At 74.9% G+C, this 22,346-nt stretch carries 21 protein-coding genes; 8 read left to right on the top strand and 13 right to left on the bottom strand.

What is annotated here, in order from left to right:
* Positions 1 to 4 precede the first annotated feature (4 nt).
* A complete protein-coding gene (locus tag BM242_RS23435; protein WP_093840905.1) occupies positions 5 to 994 on the bottom strand; it encodes an ABC transporter permease in 990 nt (329 codons plus the stop codon).
* Between the two features lie 67 nt (positions 995 to 1,061).
* Complete coding sequence (locus BM242_RS23430; protein WP_093840904.1) at positions 1,062 to 2,765, bottom strand: ABC transporter substrate-binding protein; 1,704 nt, start codon at positions 2,763 to 2,765, stop codon at positions 1,062 to 1,064.
* A 233-nt stretch (positions 2,766 to 2,998) separates the two neighbouring features.
* Here BM242_RS23430 and BM242_RS23425 point away from each other — a divergent pair, with 233 nt between their 5' ends.
* Positions 2,999 to 4,300, top strand: coding sequence for an ROK family transcriptional regulator (locus BM242_RS23425; RefSeq protein WP_245834438.1), 1,302 nt, complete (start codon positions 2,999 to 3,001; stop codon positions 4,298 to 4,300).
* Positions 4,301 to 4,351: 51 nt separating this feature from the next.
* On the opposite strand, the gene BM242_RS23420 is transcribed toward BM242_RS23425, so the two are convergent.
* The gene (locus BM242_RS23420; protein WP_093840902.1) at positions 4,352 to 5,641 is read right to left on the bottom strand and encodes an extracellular solute-binding protein; all 1,290 of its coding nucleotides are present in this window, start codon (positions 5,639 to 5,641) and stop codon (positions 4,352 to 4,354) included.
* 147 nt (positions 5,642 to 5,788) lie between these two features.
* Positions 5,789 to 6,496, bottom strand: a complete 708-nt coding sequence (trhA, locus tag BM242_RS23415; protein WP_093840901.1) for a PAQR family membrane homeostasis protein TrhA — start codon at positions 6,494 to 6,496, stop codon at positions 5,789 to 5,791.
* A 148-nt stretch (positions 6,497 to 6,644) separates the two neighbouring features.
* Between trhA and BM242_RS23410 the strand changes: the two genes are divergently transcribed.
* Positions 6,645 to 6,884 (top strand): DUF1918 domain-containing protein, encoded by a 240-nt coding sequence (locus BM242_RS23410; RefSeq protein WP_093840900.1) that lies wholly within the window; start codon positions 6,645 to 6,647, stop codon positions 6,882 to 6,884.
* Between the two features lie 30 nt (positions 6,885 to 6,914).
* Positions 6,915 to 7,721, top strand: coding sequence for a universal stress protein (locus BM242_RS23405; protein WP_093840899.1), 807 nt, complete (start codon positions 6,915 to 6,917; stop codon positions 7,719 to 7,721).
* 22 nt (positions 7,722 to 7,743) lie between these two features.
* On the opposite strand, the gene BM242_RS23400 is transcribed toward BM242_RS23405, so the two are convergent.
* Complete coding sequence (locus BM242_RS23400) at positions 7,744 to 9,174, bottom strand: nicotinate phosphoribosyltransferase (RefSeq protein WP_093840957.1); 1,431 nt, start codon at positions 9,172 to 9,174, stop codon at positions 7,744 to 7,746.
* Between the two features lie 102 nt (positions 9,175 to 9,276).
* Here BM242_RS23400 and BM242_RS23395 point away from each other — a divergent pair, with 102 nt between their 5' ends.
* Positions 9,277 to 10,509, top strand: a complete 1,233-nt coding sequence (locus BM242_RS23395; protein ID WP_093840898.1) for an MFS transporter — start codon at positions 9,277 to 9,279, stop codon at positions 10,507 to 10,509.
* A gap of 137 nt (positions 10,510 to 10,646) precedes the next feature.
* Here BM242_RS23395 and BM242_RS23390 read toward each other — a convergent pair whose 3' ends face one another.
* The 3 genes from BM242_RS23390 to BM242_RS23380 all read right to left on the bottom strand — a co-directional run bounded on the left by BM242_RS23390 (position 10,647) and on the right by BM242_RS23380 (position 13,053).
* Positions 10,647 to 11,495 (bottom strand): 4'-phosphopantetheinyl transferase family protein, encoded by an 849-nt coding sequence (locus BM242_RS23390; protein WP_245834445.1) that lies wholly within the window; start codon positions 11,493 to 11,495, stop codon positions 10,647 to 10,649.
* 77 nt (positions 11,496 to 11,572) lie between these two features.
* Positions 11,573 to 12,277, bottom strand: a complete 705-nt coding sequence (locus BM242_RS23385) for a 3-oxoacid CoA-transferase subunit B (protein ID WP_093840896.1) — start codon at positions 12,275 to 12,277, stop codon at positions 11,573 to 11,575.
* Entirely contained in the window at positions 12,277 to 13,053 is a 777-nt protein-coding gene (locus BM242_RS23380) for a CoA transferase subunit A (protein WP_093840895.1), read from the bottom strand. The genes BM242_RS23385 and BM242_RS23380 overlap by 1 nt, the downstream gene beginning before the upstream one ends.
* 152 nt (positions 13,054 to 13,205) lie before the next feature.
* Here BM242_RS23380 and BM242_RS23375 point away from each other — a divergent pair, with 152 nt between their 5' ends.
* Positions 13,206 to 14,918, top strand: coding sequence for an IclR family transcriptional regulator domain-containing protein (locus BM242_RS23375; RefSeq protein WP_093840894.1), 1,713 nt, complete (start codon positions 13,206 to 13,208; stop codon positions 14,916 to 14,918).
* A gap of 129 nt (positions 14,919 to 15,047) precedes the next feature.
* Here the strand turns inward: BM242_RS23375 and BM242_RS23370 are convergent, their stop codons facing one another.
* Positions 15,048 to 16,139: a carboxylate-amine ligase gene (locus BM242_RS23370; RefSeq protein WP_093840893.1), complete on the bottom strand. Its 1,092-nt coding sequence runs from the start codon at positions 16,137 to 16,139 to the stop codon at positions 15,048 to 15,050.
* Positions 16,140 to 16,324: 185 nt separating this feature from the next.
* On the opposite strand from BM242_RS23370, the gene BM242_RS23365 reads away from it, so the two are divergent.
* The 3 genes from BM242_RS23365 (at position 16,325) to BM242_RS23355 (ending at position 19,450) form a co-directional block, all read left to right on the top strand.
* Positions 16,325 to 17,491: an alanine racemase gene (locus BM242_RS23365; RefSeq protein ID WP_093840892.1), complete on the top strand. Its 1,167-nt coding sequence runs from the start codon at positions 16,325 to 16,327 to the stop codon at positions 17,489 to 17,491.
* Positions 17,492 to 17,607: 116 nt separating this feature from the next.
* Positions 17,608 to 18,096 (top strand): DUF5709 domain-containing protein, encoded by a 489-nt coding sequence (locus BM242_RS23360; RefSeq protein ID WP_093840891.1) that lies wholly within the window; start codon positions 17,608 to 17,610, stop codon positions 18,094 to 18,096.
* A 112-nt stretch (positions 18,097 to 18,208) separates the two neighbouring features.
* A complete protein-coding gene (locus tag BM242_RS23355) occupies positions 18,209 to 19,450 on the top strand; it encodes an FUSC family protein (protein WP_093840890.1) in 1,242 nt (413 codons plus the stop codon).
* On the opposite strand, the gene BM242_RS23350 is transcribed toward BM242_RS23355, so the two are convergent.
* From BM242_RS23350 to fabG, 4 genes are all read right to left on the bottom strand, one after another.
* On the bottom strand, positions 19,443 to 19,658 hold the full coding sequence (locus tag BM242_RS23350; RefSeq protein ID WP_175541545.1) for a DUF397 domain-containing protein: 216 nt from the start codon (positions 19,656 to 19,658) through the stop codon (positions 19,443 to 19,445). The genes BM242_RS23355 and BM242_RS23350 overlap by 8 nt on opposite strands.
* On the bottom strand, positions 19,655 to 20,569 hold the full coding sequence (locus BM242_RS23345; protein WP_093840889.1) for a helix-turn-helix domain-containing protein: 915 nt from the start codon (positions 20,567 to 20,569) through the stop codon (positions 19,655 to 19,657). The genes BM242_RS23350 and BM242_RS23345 overlap by 4 nt, the downstream gene beginning before the upstream one ends.
* Positions 20,570 to 20,693: 124 nt before the next feature.
* Positions 20,694 to 21,434, bottom strand: a complete 741-nt coding sequence (locus tag BM242_RS23340; RefSeq protein ID WP_425443918.1) for an AAA family ATPase — start codon at positions 21,432 to 21,434, stop codon at positions 20,694 to 20,696.
* A gap of 97 nt (positions 21,435 to 21,531) precedes the next feature.
* Positions 21,532 to 22,290, bottom strand: coding sequence for a 3-oxoacyl-ACP reductase FabG (gene fabG, locus BM242_RS23335; protein WP_093840887.1), 759 nt, complete (start codon positions 22,288 to 22,290; stop codon positions 21,532 to 21,534).
* Positions 22,291 to 22,346: the final 56 nt, after the last annotated feature.

Raw genomic sequence — 22,346 nt, 5'->3', positions numbered from 1 at the left:
GGGGTCAGGTCTCGACCCTGGTACGGGGATCGATGAAGCCGTACAGCAGATCGACGACCAGATTGGCGCCCAGCACCGCGACCGTGATCACCAGGAAGATGCCCTGCATCAGGGCGTAGTCGTTGTTCTGCACGCCCTGGAGCAGTTTGGAGCCGATGCCCGGGTAGGAGAACACCTGCTCGGTGATGATCGAGCCGGAGACCACGAAGCCGAGGGAGATGGCGAACCCGGCGAGGGAGGGCAGGACCGCGTTGCGGGCCGCATAGCGGGTCATCACCCGGGTGGTGCGCAGCCCCTTGGCGCGGGCGGTCAGCACATAGTCCTCGGACATGGCGGAGACCATCATGTTCCGCATGCCCAGCAGCCAGCCGCCGACCGAGGAGAGCACGATGGTCAGGGCGGGCAGCATGCCGTGGTAGACGGCGGAGCCGAGGAAGCCGGTGTTCCAGCCGGGGGTGAGCACCACGTCGTAGCCGCCCTGGAGGGGGAACCAGCCCAGGGCGGTGGCGAACACGGCGACCAGGATCAGTGCCAGCCAGAAGTAGGGGACCGCGGCGAGCACGGTGGTGGCCGGCACCAGCGAGTCCAGCCAGGACCCGCGGCGCCAGCCGACCACCGCGCCCAGCACGATGCCCAGCGCGAAGGACAGCAGGGTGGCGAGGCCGACCAGGACCAGGGTCCAGGGCAGTGCCTGCCCGATGACCGAGGAGACCTCCGCGGGGAACACGCTGACCGAGACCCCGAGGTCGCCGCGGAGCATATTGCCGAGGTAGGCGAAGTACTGGATGATCAGCGGCTCTCCGGTGTCGGCGCCGAGCAGCAGCTCGTAGGAGCGCCGCGCGGCCGGGTCCACCGTGCCGCCCCGTTGCTGGAGCTTCGCCATCAGGGTGTCCACCGGATTGCCCGGCATCATCCTGGGGATGAAGAAGTTCAGCGTCAGGGCGGCCCAGAGGGCGACCAGATAGAACCCGAGCTTGCGGGCGTAGTACCTCATCGATCGCTGCCTGTCCGCTTGCTGCCGGTCACCGTGGCTGTCTCCTCGGTCTCTTCGGTCCGGTCGGTCACTCGCCGGCGGGCTTGAGGTTGATGAAGATCTGCGAGTGGTCGGGACGCGCCCAGACGGCCGGGAAGGCGTACAGGTCGTCCGTGGTGGGCCAGCCGGAGAACTTCTCGGCGTGGTACTCGCTGGTGGTGCCGCCGGTCAGGACCGGGATGTAGGGCATGTTCTGCTCGATCCTGGTCTGGATCAGGTCGAAGTGCTCCTGGCGGGCCGCGGTGTCCTGCGGGTCGGTCTGCTTGAGCGCCTCCAGCGCGGCGTCCACCTCCGGGTCGGAGAAGCGGGCGAAGTTCGGGTTGGCGGACTCGCCCACCTCGGCGGTGGTGGCGGTGGAGAAGAAGTAGCTGTAGAGGTAGAACGGGTCGGGCGCCGGCCCCTGGTAGAGGGAGTCGATCAGCAGCTGGTAGTTGCCCATGCCGCGGGAGTCGGACCACTCGTTCCAGGAGGTCTGCTGCGGGATGATCTCGATGCCGGCGGCCTTGAGCTGCTGGCCGATCACGTCCACGGCGGTGATGTAGTCGGTCCAGCCGGTGACCACGCTGACGGTGAGGGAGAGCCGTTCGCCGTCCTTCTCGTAGATGCCGTCACCGCCCTTGGTCCAGCCGGCGTCCTCCAGGAGCCGGGCGGACCTGGCGGCGTCGGCCGTCATCGGCGCGGTGGGGTTCTCCAGGTTCTGGGAGATCACCGCGGAGTCGCGTCCCGGCAGGGCGAAGCCGGGGGAGATCTCGCTGGCGGTGTTCTCGAAGGCGAGGGAGTTGATCTGCTCGCGGTCCATGGCGTAGTAGATCGCCTGGCGGACGGCCGGGTCGGTCTGCGGGCCGGTGCAGCCGAGTTCGGCGCTGGAGCAGGACAGCAGCGCGATCTGGTTGAGCGGGACGGTGATCGCCCGGTAGCCGGGGTAGTTCTTCTCGACGTTGTGGATGTCCGGGACGGGGCCGGTCTGCCAGTCGACGGTGCCCGCCTTGAGCGCGTCGGCTCCGGCCTGGTTTCCGGACAGGGCCACGAAGCGGACCTTCTTCAGCTCCGGCTCGCCGTCCCAGTAGTCCGGGTTGGCCGCCAGGGTGAAGGCGGCGGGCTTGAACTCGTCCAGCACGAAGGGACCGGTGCCCACCGGCTCCTGGACGGTGTCGGTGGCGGGGTCGGACATCTCGCCCCAGATGTGCTCGGGGACGATCCAGATCCGGCCGAGCACCTGGGGGCCGTCCATGTAGGCCGGCTCGTCGAACCGGACCACCAGGTGGGTGTCGTCGATCGCCTCGGCGGTGCCGCTGTAGCCGGTGCCGTTCATGGCCGGGTGCTCGGTGATCATCTCCAGGGTGAAGACCACGTCGTGCGCGGTGAACGGCTCGCCGTCCGACCACTGCACACCCTCGCGCACGGTGATGGAGAGCTCGGTGCCCGTGTCGTTCCAGGAGAACTCCGTGCCCAGCCGGGGCACCGGCTCCTGGTCCCTGGCCTGGTTGAAGTAGAACAGCGGCTCGAAGATCGTGCCCGGGCCCTCGATGGTGGTCGGCGAGTACGGGTTGAAGTTCGCCTGGTAGTCGCCGGCCTGGCCGGTGTAGGCGACAAGGGTGTCCGCGTCGGTCCCTGAGCCGCCGCCGTCGCCGCCGGAGTCCGAGGAGCAGGCGGCGGTGACGAGCAGGGCCGCCGCCGCGACGGCGGCCGAAGCCGCCCTTCTGGTGCGGGTCCGTCTGATGAGAGGGTGCATGGTCCGTCCTCGTGGGTCTACTGGGTTGCGAGATTGTTAAGCAGCCGAAGAAAGAAAGTCAACCCTCTGCGCGAGCCGTCGGGCAATCCCGTGGAAAGATGTTCAGCGGCCGAAAAGCGCGGCGGATGCCCGGCGTCCGTCGCGGGCCGGCCGGCAGGACCAGGACGGCGAGTGCGGCCGACCAGGGGCCGGCGCGGAAGAAGCGCGGAAGAAGCGCGGAAGAAGAGGCACAGGTGAGCGGACCAGCGGAACCGATCCCGCACGCGAGCGGCCGGCCGGCGGTGCACGCCAGCAGCCGTTCCGCGGTGCTCGACGTGATCCGGGCGGCGGGCAGCATCAGCCGGGTGGGCCTGGTGGAGGCCACCGGCTTCACCGGCGCCACCATCTCCACCGTGGTGCGGCGGCTGATCGACGACGGTCTGGTGGTGGAGACCGGCCATGCCGAGTCGACCGGCGGCAAGCGGCGGGTGCTGCTGGCCCTGAACCGGTCGTCCCGGTTCGCTGTGGGCGTACATCTGGACCACGCCGGCATCACCTATGTGCTCACCAACCTCGGCGGCGCGGTGACCGGGCGGATGTTCCGCCCGGGGGCGGGCGCGGTCGCCCCGGCCGAGGTGGTGGAGCGGATGGCGGCCGAGACCGCCGCCCTGATCGAGAGCGCGGGCGTGGACCGGGACCGGGTGCTGGGCCTGGGCCTGGTCTCCCCCGGCCCGCTGACCCGCACCAGCGGCATGCCCCTCACCCCGCCCGCCATGCGGCAGTGGGAGGACTTCCCGCTGGACCGCGCGCTGCGCGAGACCACCGGCCTGCCGGTGGCCCTGGACAACGACGCCACCGCCTCGGCGCTGGGCGAGCACTGGTCGGGCGGGGTGGGCGGCACCGCCACCTTCGCCGCCGTCTACATGGGCACCGGCATCGGCTCCGGCCTGGTGGTCAACGGCATCACCTACCGCGGGGTGAGCGGCAACGCGGGCGAGGTGGGGCACATCTGCCTGGACCCGGACGGGCCGGAGTGCTGGTGCGGGGCGCGCGGCTGCACCGAGGCGCTGGCCGGACCGGCCGCGGTGGTCAACGCCGCCCGCGCCGACCCGATCACCAGCCGGGCGGCCGGGCTGGCCCGGCGGCCGGGCGGCGCCCGGCAGTCGGTGGCGGGCGACTTCGCCGCGGTCACCAGGGCGGCGCTGCGCGGCGAGCCCGGGGCCCGTTCGCTGCTGGAGCGCTCGGCGCGCCAGCTGGCGCTGGCGGTCCGCAACCTGGCCAGCATCATGGATCTGGAGCAGATCGTGCTGACCGGCGCCAGCCTGGCCATCGCCGGCTCGCTCTACCAGCCGGTGCTCCAGGAGGAACTGGACCGGGCCTTCTTCGCCCGCGACGCCCACCGGGTCACGGTGCGGCTGTCCCAGTCCGCGGCCACCGCGCCCGCCATCGGCGCGGCGGCGCTGGTGCTCCAGGCGGAGCTGGTGCCGCTGCGGGAGGGGCTGCGGCTGCCGGAGAACCTGCCCGACGCGCCCCGGCCCCGCCCGGCCACCGCCTGAACCGCGCCCGCGCCGCGGTGCGCGGCGGGTGCGGTGCGCGGCGGTATGCCGCTAGCCCTCGGTCCGGGCCGCCGCGGTGATGGCTTCCACGGCCTCCCGGGGGGACGTCGAACCTGCCAGGATGCCGGCCACGCTTTCATTGATCTGCTGGCCGACGGCGGGCGGGTAGGCCTGGTCCAGATAGAGCTGGAAGCCGGACGCCCCGGCCAGCGCCTCGGCCACCTCGCGGAGGGTCTCGTCCTCGATGAGACCGATGGCGTCGGCCCGGGCGGGCAGCCCGGCACCGGCCCGCACATACTCGGCCTGCTGCGGCTCGGCCGCCAGATACCGCACGAACTCCAGCGCCTCGTCCGGGGCGTCGGCCGCCACCGCGAAGCCGTTGCCGCCGCCGAGCACCTCGTCGATGTCGCCGGCCCCGCCCTCGACCACCGGGAAGCGGAAGAAGCCGAGGTCCTCACCGATGCCGCCGCCCGTGTCCGCCTGCACCGCGGGCGCCCACTGGCCCATCAGTTCCATGGCGGCTTCGCCGGAGCCGACCAGGGCGGCCTGGCCCTCCGGGGTGTCGTACTCGGCGCCCATGAAGCCGGGCTGGAAGGGCTCCATGTCCGCCAGTTCCCGGAGCATCTCGCCGGCCCGGACGAAACCGTCGGCGGTGAAGTCGTTGCTCTCGGCCGCCTCGTCCAGCATCTGCAGGCCGCCGGTCCGCATGGCCAGATAGGCCCAGTAGTAGTGACCCGGCCACCGGGACTGGCCGCCCAGCGCGATCGGGGTGATGCCGGCCTCCTTCAGGTCCCGCACGGCGTCCAGGAACTCGCTCCAGGTGGCCGGCGGCCGGTCGATCCCGGCCTCGGTGAAGTGCGCCTGGTTGTACCAGAAGCCGACCATCCCGGCGTCGATGGGGAGTCCGTAGACTTCGCCGTCCAGGGTGTAGGGCGCGATGGCCGCCTCGGTGAAGCTCTCGATCGTGGCCGCGGCGTCCTCGGTGAGCTCGCGGACCAGCCCGGCGTCCACCTGCTGCTGGAGCGCGCCGCCGCCCCAGGTGGAGAAGACGTCCGGCAGGTCGCCGGCCGCGGTCTGGGTGGCCATCTTGGTCTTGAAGGCGTCGTTCTCCAGTTCCGTGATCTCGATCCGCACCCCGGGGTTCTCCGCCTCGAACTCCCTGGCCCAGTCGCTGTAGAGGGTGTGGTTGGGCTCGGTGGTGCCGATGTGCCACCACTGGAGGGTGACGGTGCCGTCGTCACCGTCGTCTCCGTCGCCTCCGCCCCCGCAGCCGGTCAGCAGCAGCGCGGTGGCGGCGGCCAGAGCGGCCGCCCCTTGCAGTCCTCTCCGGGCCGAAGACATGACGACACTCCTCCGCACGAGACCTACTTTTCCGGACATTTCAGAATGTTTCGCAGCGCACCCTAGGCAGCACTCCGGGACGAGTCAAACGAACGGGCCCCACGCGCCGCGGTGCATCGGGCACGCCGGCGGGAGCGGAGAATCCGGTCAGCCGGCGCGGTAGGTGAGCAGGCTGATCGCAATGTACTGGCAGGTCCAGGCCGCGATGGTGAAGGCGTGGAAGATCTCGTGGAAGCCGAACCAGGCCGGGGAGGGGTCCGGGCGCTTCAGTCCGTAGACCACCCCGCCCGCCGTGTAGAGCAGGCCGCCGGCCAGGGTGAGCACCGAGACCGCCGCCCCGGTCTGCTCCAGCAGCGGGCCGAGGGCCGGCCCGATGGACCAGCCCAGCGCGATGTAGAGGGCGGTGTACAGGGCACGCGGCGCACCGGGCCACAGACAGCGGAAGACGATCCCGGCCGCGGCGCCGCCCCAGATGCCCCACAGCAGCACGGTGCGCAGGGTGCCGTTCAGGCCGAGCGCCACCACGGGGGTGTAGGTCCCGGCGATCAGCAGATAGACGTTGGAGTGGTCGATCCGGCGCAGCACCTCCCGCACCGCCGGTGACCAGTTGCCGCGGTGGTAGACGCCGCTGACGGCGAAGAGGGCCAGTCCGCAGCCGGTGTAGACGGCCGCCGCGGCGGTGGCCTGGCCGGGCGGGGCGAGCACGATCAGCACGATGCCGGCGGCCAGCACCAGGGGCGCCGCTCCGGCGTGCAGCCAGCCGCGCAGCCGGGGTTTGACCGCTTCGATGAGCTCGTCGAGCGCCGATTCCGGTGCGCCGGCGGCGGCCCGCCGGCTCTCCTCGGTCGCGGTCATCCACCCGCCCCTTCCGTGGTCTGCGGTCAACGTACCAAGCGTCCCCGTGCTCACCGGCGCCCGGGGCGCCGGTTTCATGATGCTTGACGGCTTTTGCCGTGCCAGGCTGGAGAGCAGCGGGCATCGGCAGTGGAGAGCGGTGAGGGCCATGCATGCGGAGCTCGGCGACCAGCTGGTGGTGGAGGCGCCGTCCACCGGCGCGATGCGGCGGGACGGAGAGATCGTCGCGCTGCATCACCCGGACGGCTCACCCCCCTACGACGTGCGGTGGTCGGACACCGGCCGGGTGTCCACCGTCTTCCCCGGCCCGGACGCGCATGTGCACCATCTGCACCATGTGCATGATCCGCGCCGGACGCACGGCACGCACGGAATGCACCGGTACTGAGACCAGGACACCCCCGGCCGGGGAGGCGGGATGGCAGGAGCTGTTGCGGCGGGCGTGGACGGCTCCCGGGAGAGCCGGGCGGCGGCCGACTGGGCGGCCCGCGAGGCCGTGCGGCGGGAGGTGCCGCTGCGCCTGGTCAACTGCTGGGGCCTGGCGTCCCCGCTGGCGTCGCTGCGCGCGGGCGCCGAGCCCGCCGGTTCGCTGCGGCTGCTCGGCGGGGTGCGCCTGGAGCTGCTGGCCGGCTACCCGGGGCTGGAGATCGAGACCGAGTCGCGCACCGGCGGCCCGGTGCACGCGCTGACCGAGGCGGCCGGGGCGGCCGAGCTGCTGGTGCTGGGCTCCCGGGGGCTGGGCCAGCTGACGGGTTTTCTGCTGGGCTCGGTGAGCCTGCCGGTGGTGGCCCGGGCCGGACGCCCGGTGGTGGTGGTCCGGCCGGAGGGAAACTGGACGGAGGCGTCCGGGCTGGCGGTGGTGGTGGGCGTCGGCCGGCCGGATCCGGAGGTGCTGGACTTCGCCTTCCGGGCGGCGGCGGTCCGCGGGCTGGGGCTGCGTGCGGTACGGGTGACCCCGCGGGAGGACGGCCGGCCCGCGCCGGGCGAGCTCGCCTCTGTGCTGCGCCCGCTGCGTGACGCGTACCCGGACACCCGGGTGGCCGAGGAGGCGGTGACCGGATCCCCGGGGCAGGTGCTGACGGAGGCCGCGGCCTCCGCGGAACTGGTGGTGGTCGGCCGGGGCGGGCACCGCTCGGGCTTCGGCCCGAGGGTCGGGCCGGTGGTGCACGCGCTGCTGCATCACGCGCCATGCCCGGTGGCCGTGGTGCCGCCCGCCGAGGGCTGAGGCGGCGCGCCCGCGCGCGGGCTCAGCCGCGGGCTCCGCCGGATGCGTCCCCGCGCTCCCCGGCGTCCCCGGCGTCCCCGGAAGTGCCGCGGGCGCCGGTCCGGGCGCCGATCCGGCTGCGGACCTCCTCGGTGAGCCGGATCAGCGCCGCCGAGCGGCCCGGCCGGGGCGCGACGGGATCGTGGATGCGGCGGGCGTCCTCGGGAAGTGCGGCCAGATCGGCCTGGAACCGCTCCCGGGCGGCGGCCAGGGTGTCCGGGGCGGCGGTGCGGCGACCGCCGGTCATCACCGTGCGCAGCAGCGGCTCGGTGCCCGGCGGCACCGGCTCGTCGCGCAGCGCGATCACATCCCGGCAGCCGGGACCGCGGAAGACCTGCTTGGCGGCCGGGGCGGTCACCTTGGCGGCGGACAGCTTCATCACCGGGCGGCCGGCGAAGGAGACCAGCTTGTAGGCGGAGTCCAGATAGGGGGCGTCGGCACTCACGCCGGCCTTGGTGCCGACCGCGTAGACGTCGATCGGCGCGCCGGCCCGCACCAGCCGGTCCACGGCGTACTCGTCCAGGCCGCCGCTGGCGATGATCCGCACCTCGGGCAGCCCCGCGTCGTCCAGGATGCGGCGGCAGCGCCCCGCCAGCACGGCCAGGTCGCCGCTGTCCAGCCGGATGCCGCAGCCGGGGCCGTAGCCCAGGCCGCGCAGCACCCGGGCGGCCACCGCGGTGCCCCGTTCGGTGTCGTAGGTGTCCACCAGGAAGGCGACCGGCCCGGGATGGGCCCGGGCGAAGGCGCGGAAGGCGGCCTCCTCGTCCTCGAACGCCTCGATCCAGGAGTGCGCCATGGTGCCCACGGCGGGGATGCCCAGTTCGGTGGCGGCGGCCACATTGCTGGTCCCGGCGAATCCGGTCAGCGCCCCGGTCCTGGCCATCTGGCGGGCGGCCTCGGCGCCATGGGTGCGGCGCAGCGAGAAGTCGACCACCGGACGGCCGCGGGCGGCCAGCACGCAGCGGGCCGCCTTGGAGGCCACCGCGGTCTGGTGGCCGACCAGGTTGAGCAGGAACGACTCGGCGAGCTGCGCCTGCGGCAGCGGCGCGGTGACCTCCAGCAGCGGCTCCCCGGCCAGCACCACCCGGCCCTCCGGCACGGCCCGGACCGCGCCGCGGAACTCCAGGCCGGTCATCGGGTCCAGATCGGCGGGCGGCCGGTGCAGGACATCGGCGAAGGCGGCGGCCTCGGCCGGGCCGACCCGGAGCCGGGACAGATAGTCCAGGGCCGGTTCCAGGCCGGCCGCGACCAGGAAGCCGCGGGCCGGCGGCAGCTCGCGCACGAACAGGCTGAAGGTGGCCTCGGCGGTCATGCCCTCGCGCAGATAGCCCAGACACATGCTCACCTCGTACAGATCGGTGGTGAGCACCTGTCCTGCGCCGGGCGCCGCGGGCGCCGGAACGACTCCGCCCATATCCCCCATCATCCGCATGCCGCCCTCCGCCGCCACCCGCCGGCCGGGCCCGCCGGACCCGGCGGCTAGGCTCCGCCCGGGAACAGATGCACGGAGGGCGGCGTGAACGGAACGGGTGCCGGGCCGGCGGCGACGGCCCCGGCCGGCCCACCGGCCGGCGGCGGCGACGGTGCGGCGGCGAAGGGCCGGCCGCCGCGGGACGCGGTGCGGGCCCGGCTGGCGGTGTGCCTGGTGTTCGCCCTGCTGGGCTCGGTGGTGGGCGGCTGGTCGTCGCGCATTCCCGAGGTGCGCCGCGGGGTGGGGCTGGGCGACGCCTCCTGGGGGCTGGCGAACACCGCCTCCACCGCCGGGGACGTGGTGGCCCTGACCCTGATCACGCTGCTCATCGGACGGGTCAGCGTCCGGTGGCTGAGCCTGGCCGGCGCCTCGCTGATCCTCTGCACGGCGCCGCTGCTGGCCTCGGCCGGGACCGTGACCGCCCTGCTGCCGGCGCTGGCGGCCTGGGGCTTCTCCGCGGGGCTGCTGTCCACGCCGATGAACGCGCAGGCCGCGGAGGTGGAGCGGCGCTATGGACGGCCGGTGATGTCCGGTTTCCACGCCTGCTTCAGTTTCGGTGTGCTGGGCGGCGGCGCGCTGGGCACGCTGGCCGCGGCGGCCGGGGTGACTCCGGGCGCCCAGATGGCCGGGAACAGCGTGCTGCTCGGCTCGCTGCTGCTGGGGGCCGCCCGGTGGCTGCCGGACGAGGTGAGCCGGGCCCCGTCCGGCGGCGGGACGCTGCGGCGGCTGCGCCGCCGGTTCACCCCGCAGCTTCTGCTGCTGGCCGCCATCGCCTTTGTCGCGGCCTTTGTGGAGGGCGCGGCCTGGCAGTGGTCGGCGATCTACGCCGCGGACTCGCTGGGCGCGAGCGCGGCACTGGCCGCGGCCACCTATACGGCGCTGACCGCGACCGCCGCCCTGGCCCGGCTGGGCGGCGACCGCCTGCTGGGCCGGCTGGGCCACCGGCGGTTCCTGCGGCTGTCCGGGCTGGTCTCGGCGGCGGGGGTGGCGCTGGCCGTGGCCTGGCCGCATCCGGCGGCGGCGCTGGCCGGCTTCGCCGTCCTGGGCCTGGGCATCGCCTGCATGTCCCCCACCGTCTTCGGGCTGGCCGGCCGCCGGCCGGGGCTGACGGCGGGCGAGGGGGTGTCGGTGCTGGTGCTGGGCCAGTGGCCCGGCTTTCTCCTCGCCCCGCCGCTGATCGGCGCGCTGGCCGCGCTGACCGGTCTCCGCCTCGCGCTGCTCGCCCTGGCCGCCGCCGCCCTGGCCGCCGCCCTGCTCGCCGCCCGCGTCCGCCCCTGACCGGACCGGCCGGGGCCGGTCCGCGCCCGTGGCCGCCGGCGGCGTCCCGGTGCACGCCGGCCGAGACGGCGGGAAGCCGCTGCCGCGCGGCACGGACCGTGGCGGTCTCCCGCTCCCGGGCCCGGACGGCCGGGACGTCAGGGCACCGGCAGGCCCTCCGGCAGCCCGTCCCCCTGGACGTCGTGGTGGATGTCGTGGTGGATGTCGTCGTGGACATCGTGGCGGACATCGTGGTGGAGGTCGTGGCGGGTGCCGTGGCGCACATGATGGCGGACGATGCGCAGCTCACCGCCGGCGGGCCGGCGCAGCGCCACCGCGAGCACATGCGTCCCGGCCACCGTCCACTGGGCGAACTGCCAGTCGTCCGGGCGGTCCGCCAGCTCCGCGCCGAAATGCGCGGTGACCGCCCCGGGAGACCGCCCGTCCGCCGGGCCGAGGTCGAAGCCGAACTGCTGGAAGGGCAGTTGCAGGCCGAGACCGCGCGCCTTGGCGTAGGCCTCCTTGAGCGTCCAGTGCCGGAAGAACCGGCCGGTGCGCTCCTCCGGCGGGGTGGCGGCCAGCGCCGCCGCCTCCCGGGCGGTCAGGGTGCTGGGCACCAGGATGTCCACGTCGGCGGCCCGGTCCAGGGCCTCCGCGTCCACCCCGCAGTCCACGTCCGGCACCAGCAGGCAGGCCGCCAGCCCGTCGGTGTGCGTGAGATTGAACCGCAGCCTGCCGTGTCCGGCGGGCGCCTCGATCTCCGGACGCCCGTAACGGCCCTTGGCGAAGCGCCAGTCGGCGGGCGGCACCGCCGGGCAGTACCGGCTGAGCAGGGTGCGCAGCAGCCCGCGGGCGACCAGCGCGGTGTGGCGTCCGGCCCACGGCCGGATGCGCGCCGCGGAGGCCAGCTCCTCGGGGGTCAGCAGAGCCCGGTAGGCGTCCAGCACCGCCGGGGACCGGACGGCCAGCGGATCGACGTACCACAGATGCGCCTCCCCCGGCTCCATGTCCAGCACCGCCCCGCTCCGCCTCCTCCGCCGGGGCCTGCCGCCCCGGCCACGGCCCTGTCTCCGGCAGCGCGACCCTACCCTGCCGTCCCGGCCGGGGGACGGCGCGGGAGGGGCGGACCGGCCGCCGGGCGCCGCTCCTGCTCCGGCACGGGGTCGTGCACCGCCGCGGCGGTGCGCGCCCGCAGCTCCCCGGCGGTGACGCCGGGGGCGGTCTCCGCCAGGACCAGGCCCCGGCCGGTGATGTCCAGCACGCCCAGCTCGGTGATGATCCGGTGCACACAGCGCCGCCCGGTCAGCGGCAGGGTGCACTCGTCGAGGATCTTGGGGCTGCCGTCCCGGGCGGTGTGCCGCATCAGCACGATCACCCGCCGGGCGCCGTGCACCAGGTCCATGGCACCGCCCATGCCCTTGATCGTCTTTCCCGGCACCGCCCAGTTGGCCAGGTCGCCGGCGGCCGACACCTGCATGGCGCCCAGCACCGCCAGGTCGATGTGGCCGCCGCGGATCATGCCGAAGGAGAGCGCGGAGTCGAAGAAGGAGGCGCCGGGCAGCACCGTGACGGTCTCCTTGCCGGCGTTGATCAGGTCGGGGTCCACCTCGTCCTCGGCCGGGTAGGGCCCCACGCCCAGCAGGCCGTTCTCGGACTCCAGCACCACCCGGACCCCGTCCGGGAGATGGTTGGGGATCAGGGTCGGCAGGCCGATGCCGAGATTGACATAGGAGCCGTCGGCCGCCTCCGCGGCGGCGCGGGCCGCCATTTCCTCCACGGACCAGGGCATCAGGCGGCTGCCTTCGCTCGCGGCGGGGTGACGGTGCGGCGTTCGATCCTCTTGTCGGCGGCCTGGCCCGGGCTGAGCGCCACCACCCGCTGCACGAAGATCCCGGGCAGATGCACCCGGTCCGGATCCAGTTCGCCCGGCTCCACCAGCTCCTCCACCTCGGCGACGGTGATCCGGCCGGCCATGGCGGCCGGCGGGTTGAAGTTGCGGGCGGACTTGCTGAAGACCAGGTTGCCGTGGCGGTCGCCGCGGGCGGCGCGCACCAGGGCGTAGTCGGTCCGGATGCCGTGCTCCAGGACGTATGCGCGGCCGTCGAAGACCCGCACCTCCTTGGGCGGGGAGGCCACCGCCACCCGGCCGTCGGAGGTGTAGCGCCAGGGCAGGCCGCCCTCGGCGACCAGGGTGCCGACGCCCGCCGGGGTGTAGAAGGCCGGAATGCCGCAGCCGCCGGCGCGCAGCCGCTCGGCCAGGGTGCCCTGCGGGATGAGCTCCAGCTCGATCTCACCGGCCAGGTACTGGCGGGCGAACTCCTCGTTCTCCCCGACATAGGAGCCGGTGACCCGGGCGATGCGGTGTGCGGACAGCAGCACGGCCAGGCCGGTCTCCATGGCGCCGCAGTTGTTGGAGACCACGCTGAGGCCGGTGACCCCGGCCCGGTGGAGGGCCTCGATCAGCACGGTGGGGACCCCGCTGAGGCCGAAACCGCCGACCGCCAGGGAGGCCCCGTCCGGGATGTCTGCCACGGCCTCGGCGGCCGAGGCGACCACTTTGTCCATGCGTCGCCGCTTCCTTCCGCATCACCAGATGTTCGCCCAGTGAACTTTCGTTCATCGTTCCGGCCGGTCAGAGTCTGACTCCGGTCTCCGTCCCTGTCAACGCCCGGAGCCGGTACCGTTTCGCCGAATGCCCGCCAAGCTGGAGCCACCCCATGACCCCCGCGTCCCCCCCGGCCGCCGCCGCACCGTCCGTACCGGACCAGCCCCGGGAAACCGTGGGGCCGCTGGTCCGCGGGCTGGGGGTGCTGCGCGCCCTGGCGGCGGCCGGCGGCCGGCGGCCGGTCAGCGACCTGGCCCGGACCACCCGGCTGGCCCGGGCCACCGTGGACCGGGTGATCAGCACCCTGGAACACACCGGCCATCTGCGGCTGGAGGGCCGGGACGCGGTGCTCACCCCCCGGCTGATGGAGCTGGGCAACGCCTATCTGGCCGCCTCGGGCCTGCCCGCGCTGCTCGGCCCGGTGGTGGACGAGCTGGCCGGCGAACTGGACGAGTCGGTGTCCATCGCGGTCCCGGACCGGGACGGGGTGCGCTTCGTCCACCAGGCCACCCGCGGCCGGGCCATGTCGCCGGCCTTCCGCATCGGCGACCTGCTGCCGGCCGAACGCGGCGCACCCGGCGCCCTGTTCGCGGCCCACTGGGACGAGGACGACTGGGCGCGCTGGCGGCAGCGGTGCGCCGCGGACCCGCGGGACGAGGGCTTTCCCGCGGTGGCCGCGGACGGGGGCGCGGCCGGCGCCTCCTTCCCGGCCCGCGCCGGGGCCGCCCGGGAGCACGGCTGGTCGCTGGACGACCAGCTCATCGAGCCGCAGCTGATCGCCGTGGCGGTGCCGGTGCGCACGGGGCGCACGGGGCGACCGGTGTGCGCGGTGAGCGTGGTCAGCCACACCAGCCGCCACAGCGCCGGCTCACTGGCCGAGGCCGTCCTCCCCCGCCTGCACCGGGCCGTGCCCACCATGGAACACCTCCTGCGCGCCCCCACCGAGCCCTCGCCGGACGCGGACACCGCCTCCGGCGCGGCCGCCCCGCCGGAGGGAGCCGGGACGCCGGCCTTGGCGGCGCGGGCCGGCAAGCGGGAGCTGGGGCCGGAGTTCGTCGAGTCGCTGGCCCGGGGACTGTCGGTGCTGACCGCCTTCGACGCCGGGCGGGCCGAACTGCCGCTGGCCGCCGTGGCGGAGGCCACCGGCCTGCCGCGCGCCACCGTGCGCCGTTCCCTGATCACCCTGCGGCATCTGGGCTATGTGGCCGCCGAGGGGCGGCTGTTCCGGCCCACGCCCCGCCTTCTGGAGCTGGGGTTCGCCCATCTGTCCCGGCTGACCCTGCCGGAGATCGCCCAGCCGCATCTGGCCGCCCTGGCGGCCCGGGTGCACGAATCGGCCTCCCTGAGCGTGCTGGAGGACACCGACATCCGCTACATCGCCCGCGTCCCCGCCGTCCGCATCATGAGCGTCAACATCACCGTGGGCACCCGCTTCCCGGCCTTCGCCACCTCCATGGGCCGGGTGCTGCTGGCCGGGCTGCCGCCGGCCGAGCGCGCCCGCCGGCTGGCCGCCGCCGAGCCGACCGCGCTCACCCCGCACACCGTCACCTCGCCGGACCGGCTGCTGGAGATCCTGGACACCACCGGGCGCCAGGGATACGCCCTGGTGGACGACGAGCTGGAGGACGGGCTGCGCTCGCTGGCGGTGCCGGTGCGCGACGGCGGCGGCCGGGTGATCGCCGCGGCCAACGTCTCCACCCACACCGGGCGCGCCCCCGCCGCGCGGTCCCGCGCCGAACTGCTGCCCCCGCTGCTGGAGGCCGCCCGGGCCATCGAGGCCGACATCCGGATCGCCGGCCGGTTCGCCCGCCTGGCTCCCGGCTGATCCGGGTCCGCGCCGGCCGGTCCGCCGCGGTCCCGGCTTCGGTCCACGGGTTCGGTCCACGGGTTCGGTCCACGGGTTCGGTGCACGGGTTCGGTGCACGGGTTCGGTCCACGGGTTCGGTCCACGGGTTCAGTCCACGGTCCCGGTGGTCAGTTGCAGCACCCCGGGCCAGCCGCCCGCCCGGTGGGCGCGGCGCTGCCGGTCGGCCGCGGTGCCCTCCCGGACCAGCCGTTCCGCCAGGGTGCTGACCGTCCGCAGATCGCCGGCCCGCTCCAGGGCCGGGCGGACCTGCGCCAGCAGCGCCCGGACCAGGTCCCCGGCCCGGCGGCGGCCGGCCGTGAACGGATCCACCAGCATGCCGTTCAGCCCGTGCCGGGCGGCCTGCCAGTCGGCCGCCCGCAGCACCTCCTCGTGCACCCCGGGCAGCGGCGCGCCGGCCGCGGTGTCGGCGATGGCGGTGTCCACCAGCGCCCGGATCAGGCCCGCGAACATCACCGTCTCCTCCACCCGGAGCTGCACGTCCAGGGCCCGCACCTCGACGGTGGGAAAGCGCTCGGAGGGCCGCGCCCGCCAGTAGAACTGGCCCCGGTCCCCCACCACCCCGGTGGCCACCAGGGCGTCCGCCCGCCGCTCGTAGTCGGCCTCCCCGGCGAACGGCGGCGGCTGCCCGCCGGCCGGCCAGCGGTCGAAGACAACCGTGCGCCAGCTCGCGAAACCGGTGTCGGCGCCCTGCCAGAACGGCGAGTTGGCGCCCATCGCGATCAGCACGCAGAGCCAGGGGCGCAGCCGGTTCACCACGGCCACGGCGGTGGCCCGGTCCGGCACCCCCACATGGCAGTGCATGCCATTGATCAGCTGCTCGTCGGCGAGCTGCGGCGCGGCGGCCATCAGCGCCCGGTAACGGTGTTCCTCGGTGACCGGCGCGGGCAGCGGGCCGGCCAGCGGCGCCGAGCCGGTGGCGGCCAGCCGGCAGCCGGCCGTCTCGGCGGCGGCGCTCAGCGCGTGCCGCAGGCGCAGCAGATGGCCGCCGATCTCGTCCAGGCCGGTGCAGACCGGGGTGGCCGTCTCCAGCTGCACCTGGAGCATCTCCGGGCGCACCTCCTCGGTGTCCAGCGCGGGCTGGCGGCCGAGTACCGCCCGCACCGGCCCGGCCAGCGGCACCGGCACCCCGTGCTCCGGGTCCACCAGCAGGAACTCCTCCTCGACCCCAAGCGTCAGCATGGGCCTCCGGTTACCCGCCCCGGCGCCGCCCAAAGCGGTGCCGGTCCCGTTCCGCCCGGCCGGCCGCCGGCGGCGACGGGCGGGCCCGGAAGGGAGGGCCGGGACGGGCGGTAGCATGCGGGGTCGGCGTGACGGCGGTGCTCCGGGGCGAGGGAGTGTCCCGGCCGCCGTGGGAGGGAGCGCGGATGACCGGGAGCGAACGCGCGGACGGTGTCGGCTTCGCGCGGCTGGAACGTGCCACCCGGGTGCTGGAACCCCCGTATGCGGTGATCGATCTCGCCGCGCTGCGGGAGAACGCCGCCGGCCTGGCCCGCCGGGCGGGCGGCAAACCGGTCCGGCCGGCCACCCACGCGGTGCGCTGCCGCTCCCTGCTGCGGATGGTGCTGGAACTGCCCGGTTTCCGGGGTCTGCTGGCCCAGACCCTGCCCGAGGCCCTGTGGCTGGCCGAGGAGTTCGAGGACGTGCTGGTGGCCTCCCCGACCGCCGACCCGGTCGCGCTGCACCGGCTGGCCACCGACCGGCGGCTGGCCGGCCGGATCACCCTGATGGCCGACCGCACCGACCATCTCGATCTGATCGCGGACGCGGTGCGGGCGGCCCGCGGCCGGCCGGGCGGGGGCCGCCCGCTGCGCGTCTGCCTGGATCTGGACGCCTCGCTGCGGCTGCTGGGCGGGCGGCTGCGGTTCGGCGCCCGCCGCTCGCCGGTGCACCGTCCGGCGCAGGCCGCGGCCCTGGCGCGGGCCACCCTGGCCCGGCCCGCGCTGCGGCTGGCCGGGGTGCGCTGCCACGAGACCCGGCTCCCCGCCGTCCGGCTGCTGCGCCGGATGTCGCGGGCGGAGCTGCGCCGGCGGCGCGCCGAGGCGGTGGCGGCGGTCCGTGCGGTGGCACCGCTGGAGTTCGTCAGCGGCGGCGGCACCGGCTCGCTGGCGGACGCCGCCGCCGAGGCTGCGGTCACCGAGCTGACCGCGGGCTCCGGCCTGCTCGGGCCCGCGCCGCCCGGCGGACAGCCGGCCGCGTTCTTCGTGCACTCCGTGGTGCGGGTGCCGGACCCGCGCACGGCGACGGTACTGGGCGGCGGCTGGGTGGCGTCCGGCCCGGCCGGCCCGGACCGGCTGCCGGTCCCGGTGTGGCCGCCCGGGCTGCGGCTGACCCGGCAGGAGGGCGCCGGGGAGGTGGAGACGCCGCTGACCGGGCCCGGCGCGGCCGGCCTGGGCGTGGGCGACCGGGTGTGGTTCCGGCACGGCAGGGCGGGCGAGCTGGCCGAGCGGGTGACCGCCCTGCATCTGCTGGACGGGGACCGGATCAGCGGGACGGCCGCCACCTATCGCGGCGAGGGCCGCGCCTTCGTCTGACACCGCCCCGCCCCGCCCGGCGCACCCGGCCGGGTTTGGCGGGCGGGCTGCACGGTGACACGGGGCCTGTCCGGGACCCTCCCGGCCGGGCGACCGCGGGCGAGAGGAGCGCGACCGTGAGTGACGAAGAGACCGAGGGCGACGAGGTCTACCAGCCGCAGATGGAGGACGTGCCCGACGACGCCGGGCCGCTGGAGACCAAGGACACGCTGGTCCAGCGCGGTTCCGAGCCCATCGAGGAGGGCTATTCGCCGCCCGAGCGGCCCTTCGCGGTGGACGACTGGGGCACCACCGCGCGGGAGCAGCGGGAGGGCGAAGGACTGGAGCGGCGGCTGTCCCGCGAGCTGCCGGAGCCGGACACCGCTCCGGACGACGGCATCGGCGATCTGCCGGACGGCGAGGGCGAGCCGCGGGACACCGAGGTGGGCGACGCCCGGGCCGGCCGGCTGGTGGGCTACGGCGGCGGCAGCGCCCCGGACACGGACGCCGAGCTGTCCGCGGCGGACGTGGGCATCGACGGCGGTGCCGCCTCGGCGGAGGAGGCCGCGGTCCATCTGGTGGAGGGTGAGGAGACCGGGGAGGAGCGAGGCGGGACCGACCGCTGACCGCCCGCGGCTTCCCGGGCGGGTGGGCCACTCGGGTCACTGGGCCGCGCCGGAGGTGACCGCACCGGCCGGACCCGGTTAGTGGTGGAGCGTGCCCGAAGTTCCCGAGCGCATGATCGAACTGGCCTCCCGGCGCAAGGAGCCGGTGGTCGTGCAGACCGTGCGCTCCACCGCCGCCGCCACCCTCGCCTATCTGGCCGCCGACCAGGTGGTGGAGGTGCGGGCCCCGCTGCTGGCCCCGCTGACCGCCATCCTGGTGGTGCAGGTCACCGTCTACGCCACCCTGACCAGCGGCATCCGCCGGGTGAACTCGGTGGTGGCCGGGGTGTCGGTGGCCGCCGCGTTCAGTGTGGTGGTGCCGCTGACCTGGTGGAGCCTGGGGCTGCTGATCCTGTCCTCGCTGGTGGTGGGCCATCTGGTGCGGGCGGGCGAGTTCGTCCCGGAGGTGGCGATCAGCGCCATGCTGGTGCTCGGTGTCACCCGGGTGACCGAGACCGCCGTGGACCGGGTGGTGGAGACCCTGATCGGGGCCGCGGTCGGGCTGGTGATGAACGCCGTGTTCGTGCCCCCGGTGTGGGTGCGGCCGGCCGGCGAGGCCATCGAGGACCTGGCCGGCCGGATGCGCCGGCTGCTGCTGCACATCGGTGAGGAGCTGGGCGGTCATGTGCCGGTGCACCGCGCGGCCGACAAGCTGCACCAGGCCCGGCGGCTGGACGACGACGTGTCCGAGGTGGACAGCTCGCTCAGCCAGGCCGAGGAGAGCCTGAAGTTCAATCCCCGGGTCAAGGAGGGCCTGCTCTACCGGGTGGTGCTGCGCACCGGCCTGGACACCCTGGAGATCTGCACGGTGGTGCTGCGCTCCCTCACCCGCACCCTGACCGACCTGGCCCGGCGGCGCACCGAGGAGGAGCTGTTCGACGCGGATGTCTCCCGGGCGCTCCAGGTGCTGCTGGGCCATCTGGCCGCGGCCGTGGACAGCTTCGCGATGCTGATCACCAGCCAGGTGAGCACCAGCTCGGAGGCGGCCGAGGACCGGCTGGCCCGGGAGCTGGCGGCCAGCCGGGAGGGCCGGGACCGGATCGCCTGGCTGCTGCTGGCCCGGGTGCGGGAGCATCCCCGCCAGTGGCAGTTGCACGGCGCGCTGCTGGCCGAGATCGACCGGATGCTGGACGAGCTGGACGTGGAGAAGCGCACCATGCGGCTGGCCGAGGAACTCGACCAGTACGGCCAGGAGCGGCCCCGCGGCCGGTTTCCCCGGCTGGGCCGGGCCCGCAGGCGTGTGCGGTCGGCGCGGCGCAGGCTGCGCGGGCGGCTGCGGCGCCGTCGCTCCCGCTCCGCCGCCCCGGTCAGCTGAGCCGGCCGGCCGGGCCGGCCAGCGCCGCGGCCAGCGCCGCGGGCCGGAAGACCAGCACCGGGCCGTCCGGGCGGACGGAGTCGCGCACCGCCACCGCCGGCCCCGGCTCCCCGGCCAGCAGGGCCACCTCCACGCAGTTGCCGCTGGGATTGGACCGCCGGCTCTTGCGCCAGCCCCCGGGGCCGGGCCCGGCGCCGCTCGCACTCACAGCGCCGCCATGATCCGGGCGATGATCCGCCGGGACTCCTCCGGGCAGGCGGCCTCCACCGCCAGCCGGTTCACCACATCCCAGTAGGGGTCGGTGTCGGCCGGCCGGTCCAGGTAGACGGCGGTGGTGAGCTGTTCCAGATAGACCACGTCGGGCAGCCGGTCGCCCGGCAGCCGCAGCAGGGTCACCGGGCCGCCCGCCGCCGCGTGCCCGCCGGCCGAGAAGGGCAGTACCTGGACGGTGACATGGCTCCGCCGGGAGATCTCGATCAGATGCCGCAACTGGCCGCGCATGGTGTCGGCGCCGCCGACCGGGCGGCGCAGCGCGGCCTCGTCGATCACCGCCCAGAGCTGCACCGGCCGCGGGCCGCCCAGGATCTGCCGGCGCCGGCCGCGCAGCTCCACCCGGCGGTCGAGCTCCCGGGGGCGGGCGCCGCCGTGGCCCAGCCGGATGACGGCCCGGGCGTAGTCCGGGGTCTGCAGCAGTCCCGGCACGAACTGCACCTCGTAGGTCCGGATCACCGAGGCGGCCTGCTCCGCTCCCAGATAGCCGTGCAGCCAGTCCGGCACCACATCGGCGTAGGCCTGCCACCAGCCGGGGGTGTTGGCCCGCTCGGCCAGTTCCAGCAGGGTGGCGCGGTGCGCCTCGTCGGTGACCCCGTACAGGTCCAGCAGGTCGGCCACATCGCGCAGCTTGAAACCGGTGCGGCCCAGTTCCAGGCGGCAGATCTTGGAATGCGAGGCACGGATGACCTCGCCGGCCGCCTCCCGGGAGAACCGGCCCGCTTCCCGCAGCCGGCGCAACTGGGCGCCGAGCACCAGCCGCGGCAGCGTGGGACCGGCCCGCAGGGCGGCCTCGACATCTGCTCCGATGGACGGTACCGCCGTCCCGGATATCCCGCTGCTGACCATCCTCGCTCCTCTGCACCCGGGGCCCGCCTGGTGACGTAGCGTCAAGCCTCTCACCGGCACGGCGGTTGGCAAAGCGGGATGGTTAAATCCACAACAACTGCAACGACGCAGGTACGGGCCGTGCTCAGCCGGCCCGCGGGGCACCGACGGTACGGAACAGGCCCGTCACCGTACGTGCCGACGGGCCGTCCAGCAGGGTGACCGAGGTGCAGCCGGACGGCATCCGGCCCGCCTCCAGCTCCGCCAGCAGCCTGGCCATGGCCCGCCGGTGGCCCCGGAACGCGGCCCGGGACACCCGGCGGCCACGGGCCGACTGCCCGGCCAGCGCCTCCGCCGGATCCACGTCCAGCACCACCAGATGCAGGCCCAGGCCACGGCGCCGGCTGTCCCGGGCCAGCCAGCGCCGCACCCACGGGGAGCGCCCGCAGTCGTGCACCACCACGGCGCAGGACCCGCGCAGTGCCCGCCGGACCCGGGCGTAGTGCGCCAGCCGCACCCCCGGCCGGTAGCAGGCATAGGGCAGCCAGGCGGGCAGCCTGCGCGCCCAGCGCTCGCGGGTGTCCTGGGAGTCGAGCCGCAGCACCCGGCCGCCGGGCGCGGCGGCGATCCGGGACATCAGGGTGGATTTCCCGCTGCCGGGCAGGCCGGAGACGATCACCCGGTGGCCCGCCGGCCAGCACAGCACCCGCTCCGCATCGGGCGGGGCGCCGCGCAGGTCCTGCATGTCGGGGCCGGTGCGGATGCCGGAAACGGTCATGCGGGTCACCAGCTCCGGATACCGCTCGGTGGGCGTCGGTCCTGTGCCGGGAGGCGTCACCGGGTACGTCCTCCCTCCAGGGTCGGGTCCGCTCGCCCGGCGGTGCATGACGGAGGATTTCCGGACTGCCGCGGGGCTGGACCGCCGGGGCCCGGACGGCGACGGCCCGGGCCGGCCGCCCCGGGTCCCTCGCGCGATCTTACCGTCAGCGGGCGCCCCCGTTGACATAGAGCGTCTGGCCGCTGACATAGGAGGCGTCGTCGGAGGCCAGGAAGGCCACCACGGAGGCGATCTCCTCCGGGCGGCCGACCCGGCGCAGCGGGGTGCGTTCGGCGGCCAGCTTCTGGTGCTCCTGCGGGGAGGAGCCGACCCGCTCGGCGGTGGCGGCGGTCATGGGGGTGGCGATGTATCCGGGGGCGACGGCGTTGACATTGATGCCGAACGGTCCCAGCTCGATGGCCAGGGTGGCGGTGAAGCCCTGGATGCCGGCCTTGGCGGCGGCGTAGTTGGCCTGCCCCCGGTTGCCCAGCGCGGAGCGGCTGGAGAGCGAGACGATCTTGCCGTAGCGCTGCTCCACCATGTACCTCTGGGCGGCCTGGGTGCAGTGGAAGACGCCGGTGAGGTTGATGTTCAGCACGCTGTCCCAGTCGTCCCGGGACATCTTGAAGAACAGGTTGTCGCGGGTGATGCCGGCGTTGTTGACCAGGATGTGCGGGCCGCCCAGTTCCGCGGCGACGGCGGCCATGGCCGCGTCGACCGCCTGCCGGTCGGTGACGTCGCAGGCGAAGCCGCGGGCGGTGCCGCCCTTGGCGGTGAGGGCGTCCGCGGTGGCCCGGACACCGTCGGCGGTCAGGTCCAGCACGGCGACCGCCGCGCCCTCCTCGGCCAGCCGGGCGGCGGTGGCCGCGCCGATGCCCTGGGCGGCTCCGGTGACCACCGCGGTACGGCCGCTGAATCTGCTCATGAACTGCTCCTCGGCAGGGGTTGACGGGTGTGGGGTGGGGGTGACGGATGCGGCGC

The sequence above is a fragment of the Streptomyces aidingensis genome (assembly GCF_900112355.1).
Lineage (GTDB): Bacteria > Actinomycetota > Actinomycetes > Streptomycetales > Streptomycetaceae > Streptomyces > Streptomyces aidingensis.
This window is presented reverse-complemented; position numbering and strand designations above follow the sequence as displayed.

What these genes read in the sequence shown, in the direction of transcription:
- BM242_RS23435 (WP_093840905.1), bottom strand. Translation starts at nt 994, where the DNA reads ATGAGGTACTACGCCCGCAAGCTCGGGTTCTATCTGGTCGCCCTCTGG.
- BM242_RS23430 (WP_093840904.1), bottom strand. Translation starts at nt 2,765, where the DNA reads ATGCACCCTCTCATCAGACGGACCCGCACCAGAAGGGCGGCTTCGGCC.
- BM242_RS23420 (WP_093840902.1), bottom strand. Translation starts at nt 5,641, where the DNA reads ATGTCTTCGGCCCGGAGAGGACTGCAAGGGGCGGCCGCTCTGGCCGCC.
- trhA (WP_093840901.1), bottom strand. Translation starts at nt 6,496, where the DNA reads ATGACCGCGACCGAGGAGAGCCGGCGGGCCGCCGCCGGCGCACCGGAA.
- BM242_RS23410 (WP_093840900.1), top strand. Translation starts at nt 6,645, where the DNA reads ATGCATGCGGAGCTCGGCGACCAGCTGGTGGTGGAGGCGCCGTCCACC.
- BM242_RS23405 (WP_093840899.1), top strand. Translation starts at nt 6,915, where the DNA reads ATGGCAGGAGCTGTTGCGGCGGGCGTGGACGGCTCCCGGGAGAGCCGG.
- BM242_RS23400 (WP_093840957.1), bottom strand. Translation starts at nt 9,174, where the DNA reads ATGGGCGGAGTCGTTCCGGCGCCCGCGGCGCCCGGCGCAGGACAGGTG.
- BM242_RS23390 (WP_245834445.1), bottom strand. Translation starts at nt 11,495, where the DNA reads ATGGAGCCGGGGGAGGCGCATCTGTGGTACGTCGATCCGCTGGCCGTC.
- BM242_RS23385 (WP_093840896.1), bottom strand. Translation starts at nt 12,277, where the DNA reads ATGCCCTGGTCCGTGGAGGAAATGGCGGCCCGCGCCGCCGCGGAGGCG.
- BM242_RS23380 (WP_093840895.1), bottom strand. Translation starts at nt 13,053, where the DNA reads ATGGACAAAGTGGTCGCCTCGGCCGCCGAGGCCGTGGCAGACATCCCG.
- BM242_RS23375 (WP_093840894.1), top strand. Translation starts at nt 13,206, where the DNA reads ATGACCCCCGCGTCCCCCCCGGCCGCCGCCGCACCGTCCGTACCGGAC.
- BM242_RS23370 (WP_093840893.1), bottom strand. Translation starts at nt 16,139, where the DNA reads ATGCTGACGCTTGGGGTCGAGGAGGAGTTCCTGCTGGTGGACCCGGAG.
- BM242_RS23365 (WP_093840892.1), top strand. Translation starts at nt 16,325, where the DNA reads ATGACCGGGAGCGAACGCGCGGACGGTGTCGGCTTCGCGCGGCTGGAA.
- BM242_RS23355 (WP_093840890.1), top strand. Translation starts at nt 18,209, where the DNA reads ATGATCGAACTGGCCTCCCGGCGCAAGGAGCCGGTGGTCGTGCAGACC.
- BM242_RS23345 (WP_093840889.1), bottom strand. Translation starts at nt 20,569, where the DNA reads ATGGTCAGCAGCGGGATATCCGGGACGGCGGTACCGTCCATCGGAGCA.
- BM242_RS23340 (WP_425443918.1), bottom strand. Translation starts at nt 21,434, where the DNA reads ATGCACCGCCGGGCGAGCGGACCCGACCCTGGAGGGAGGACGTACCCG.
- fabG (WP_093840887.1), bottom strand. Translation starts at nt 22,290, where the DNA reads ATGAGCAGATTCAGCGGCCGTACCGCGGTGGTCACCGGAGCCGCCCAG.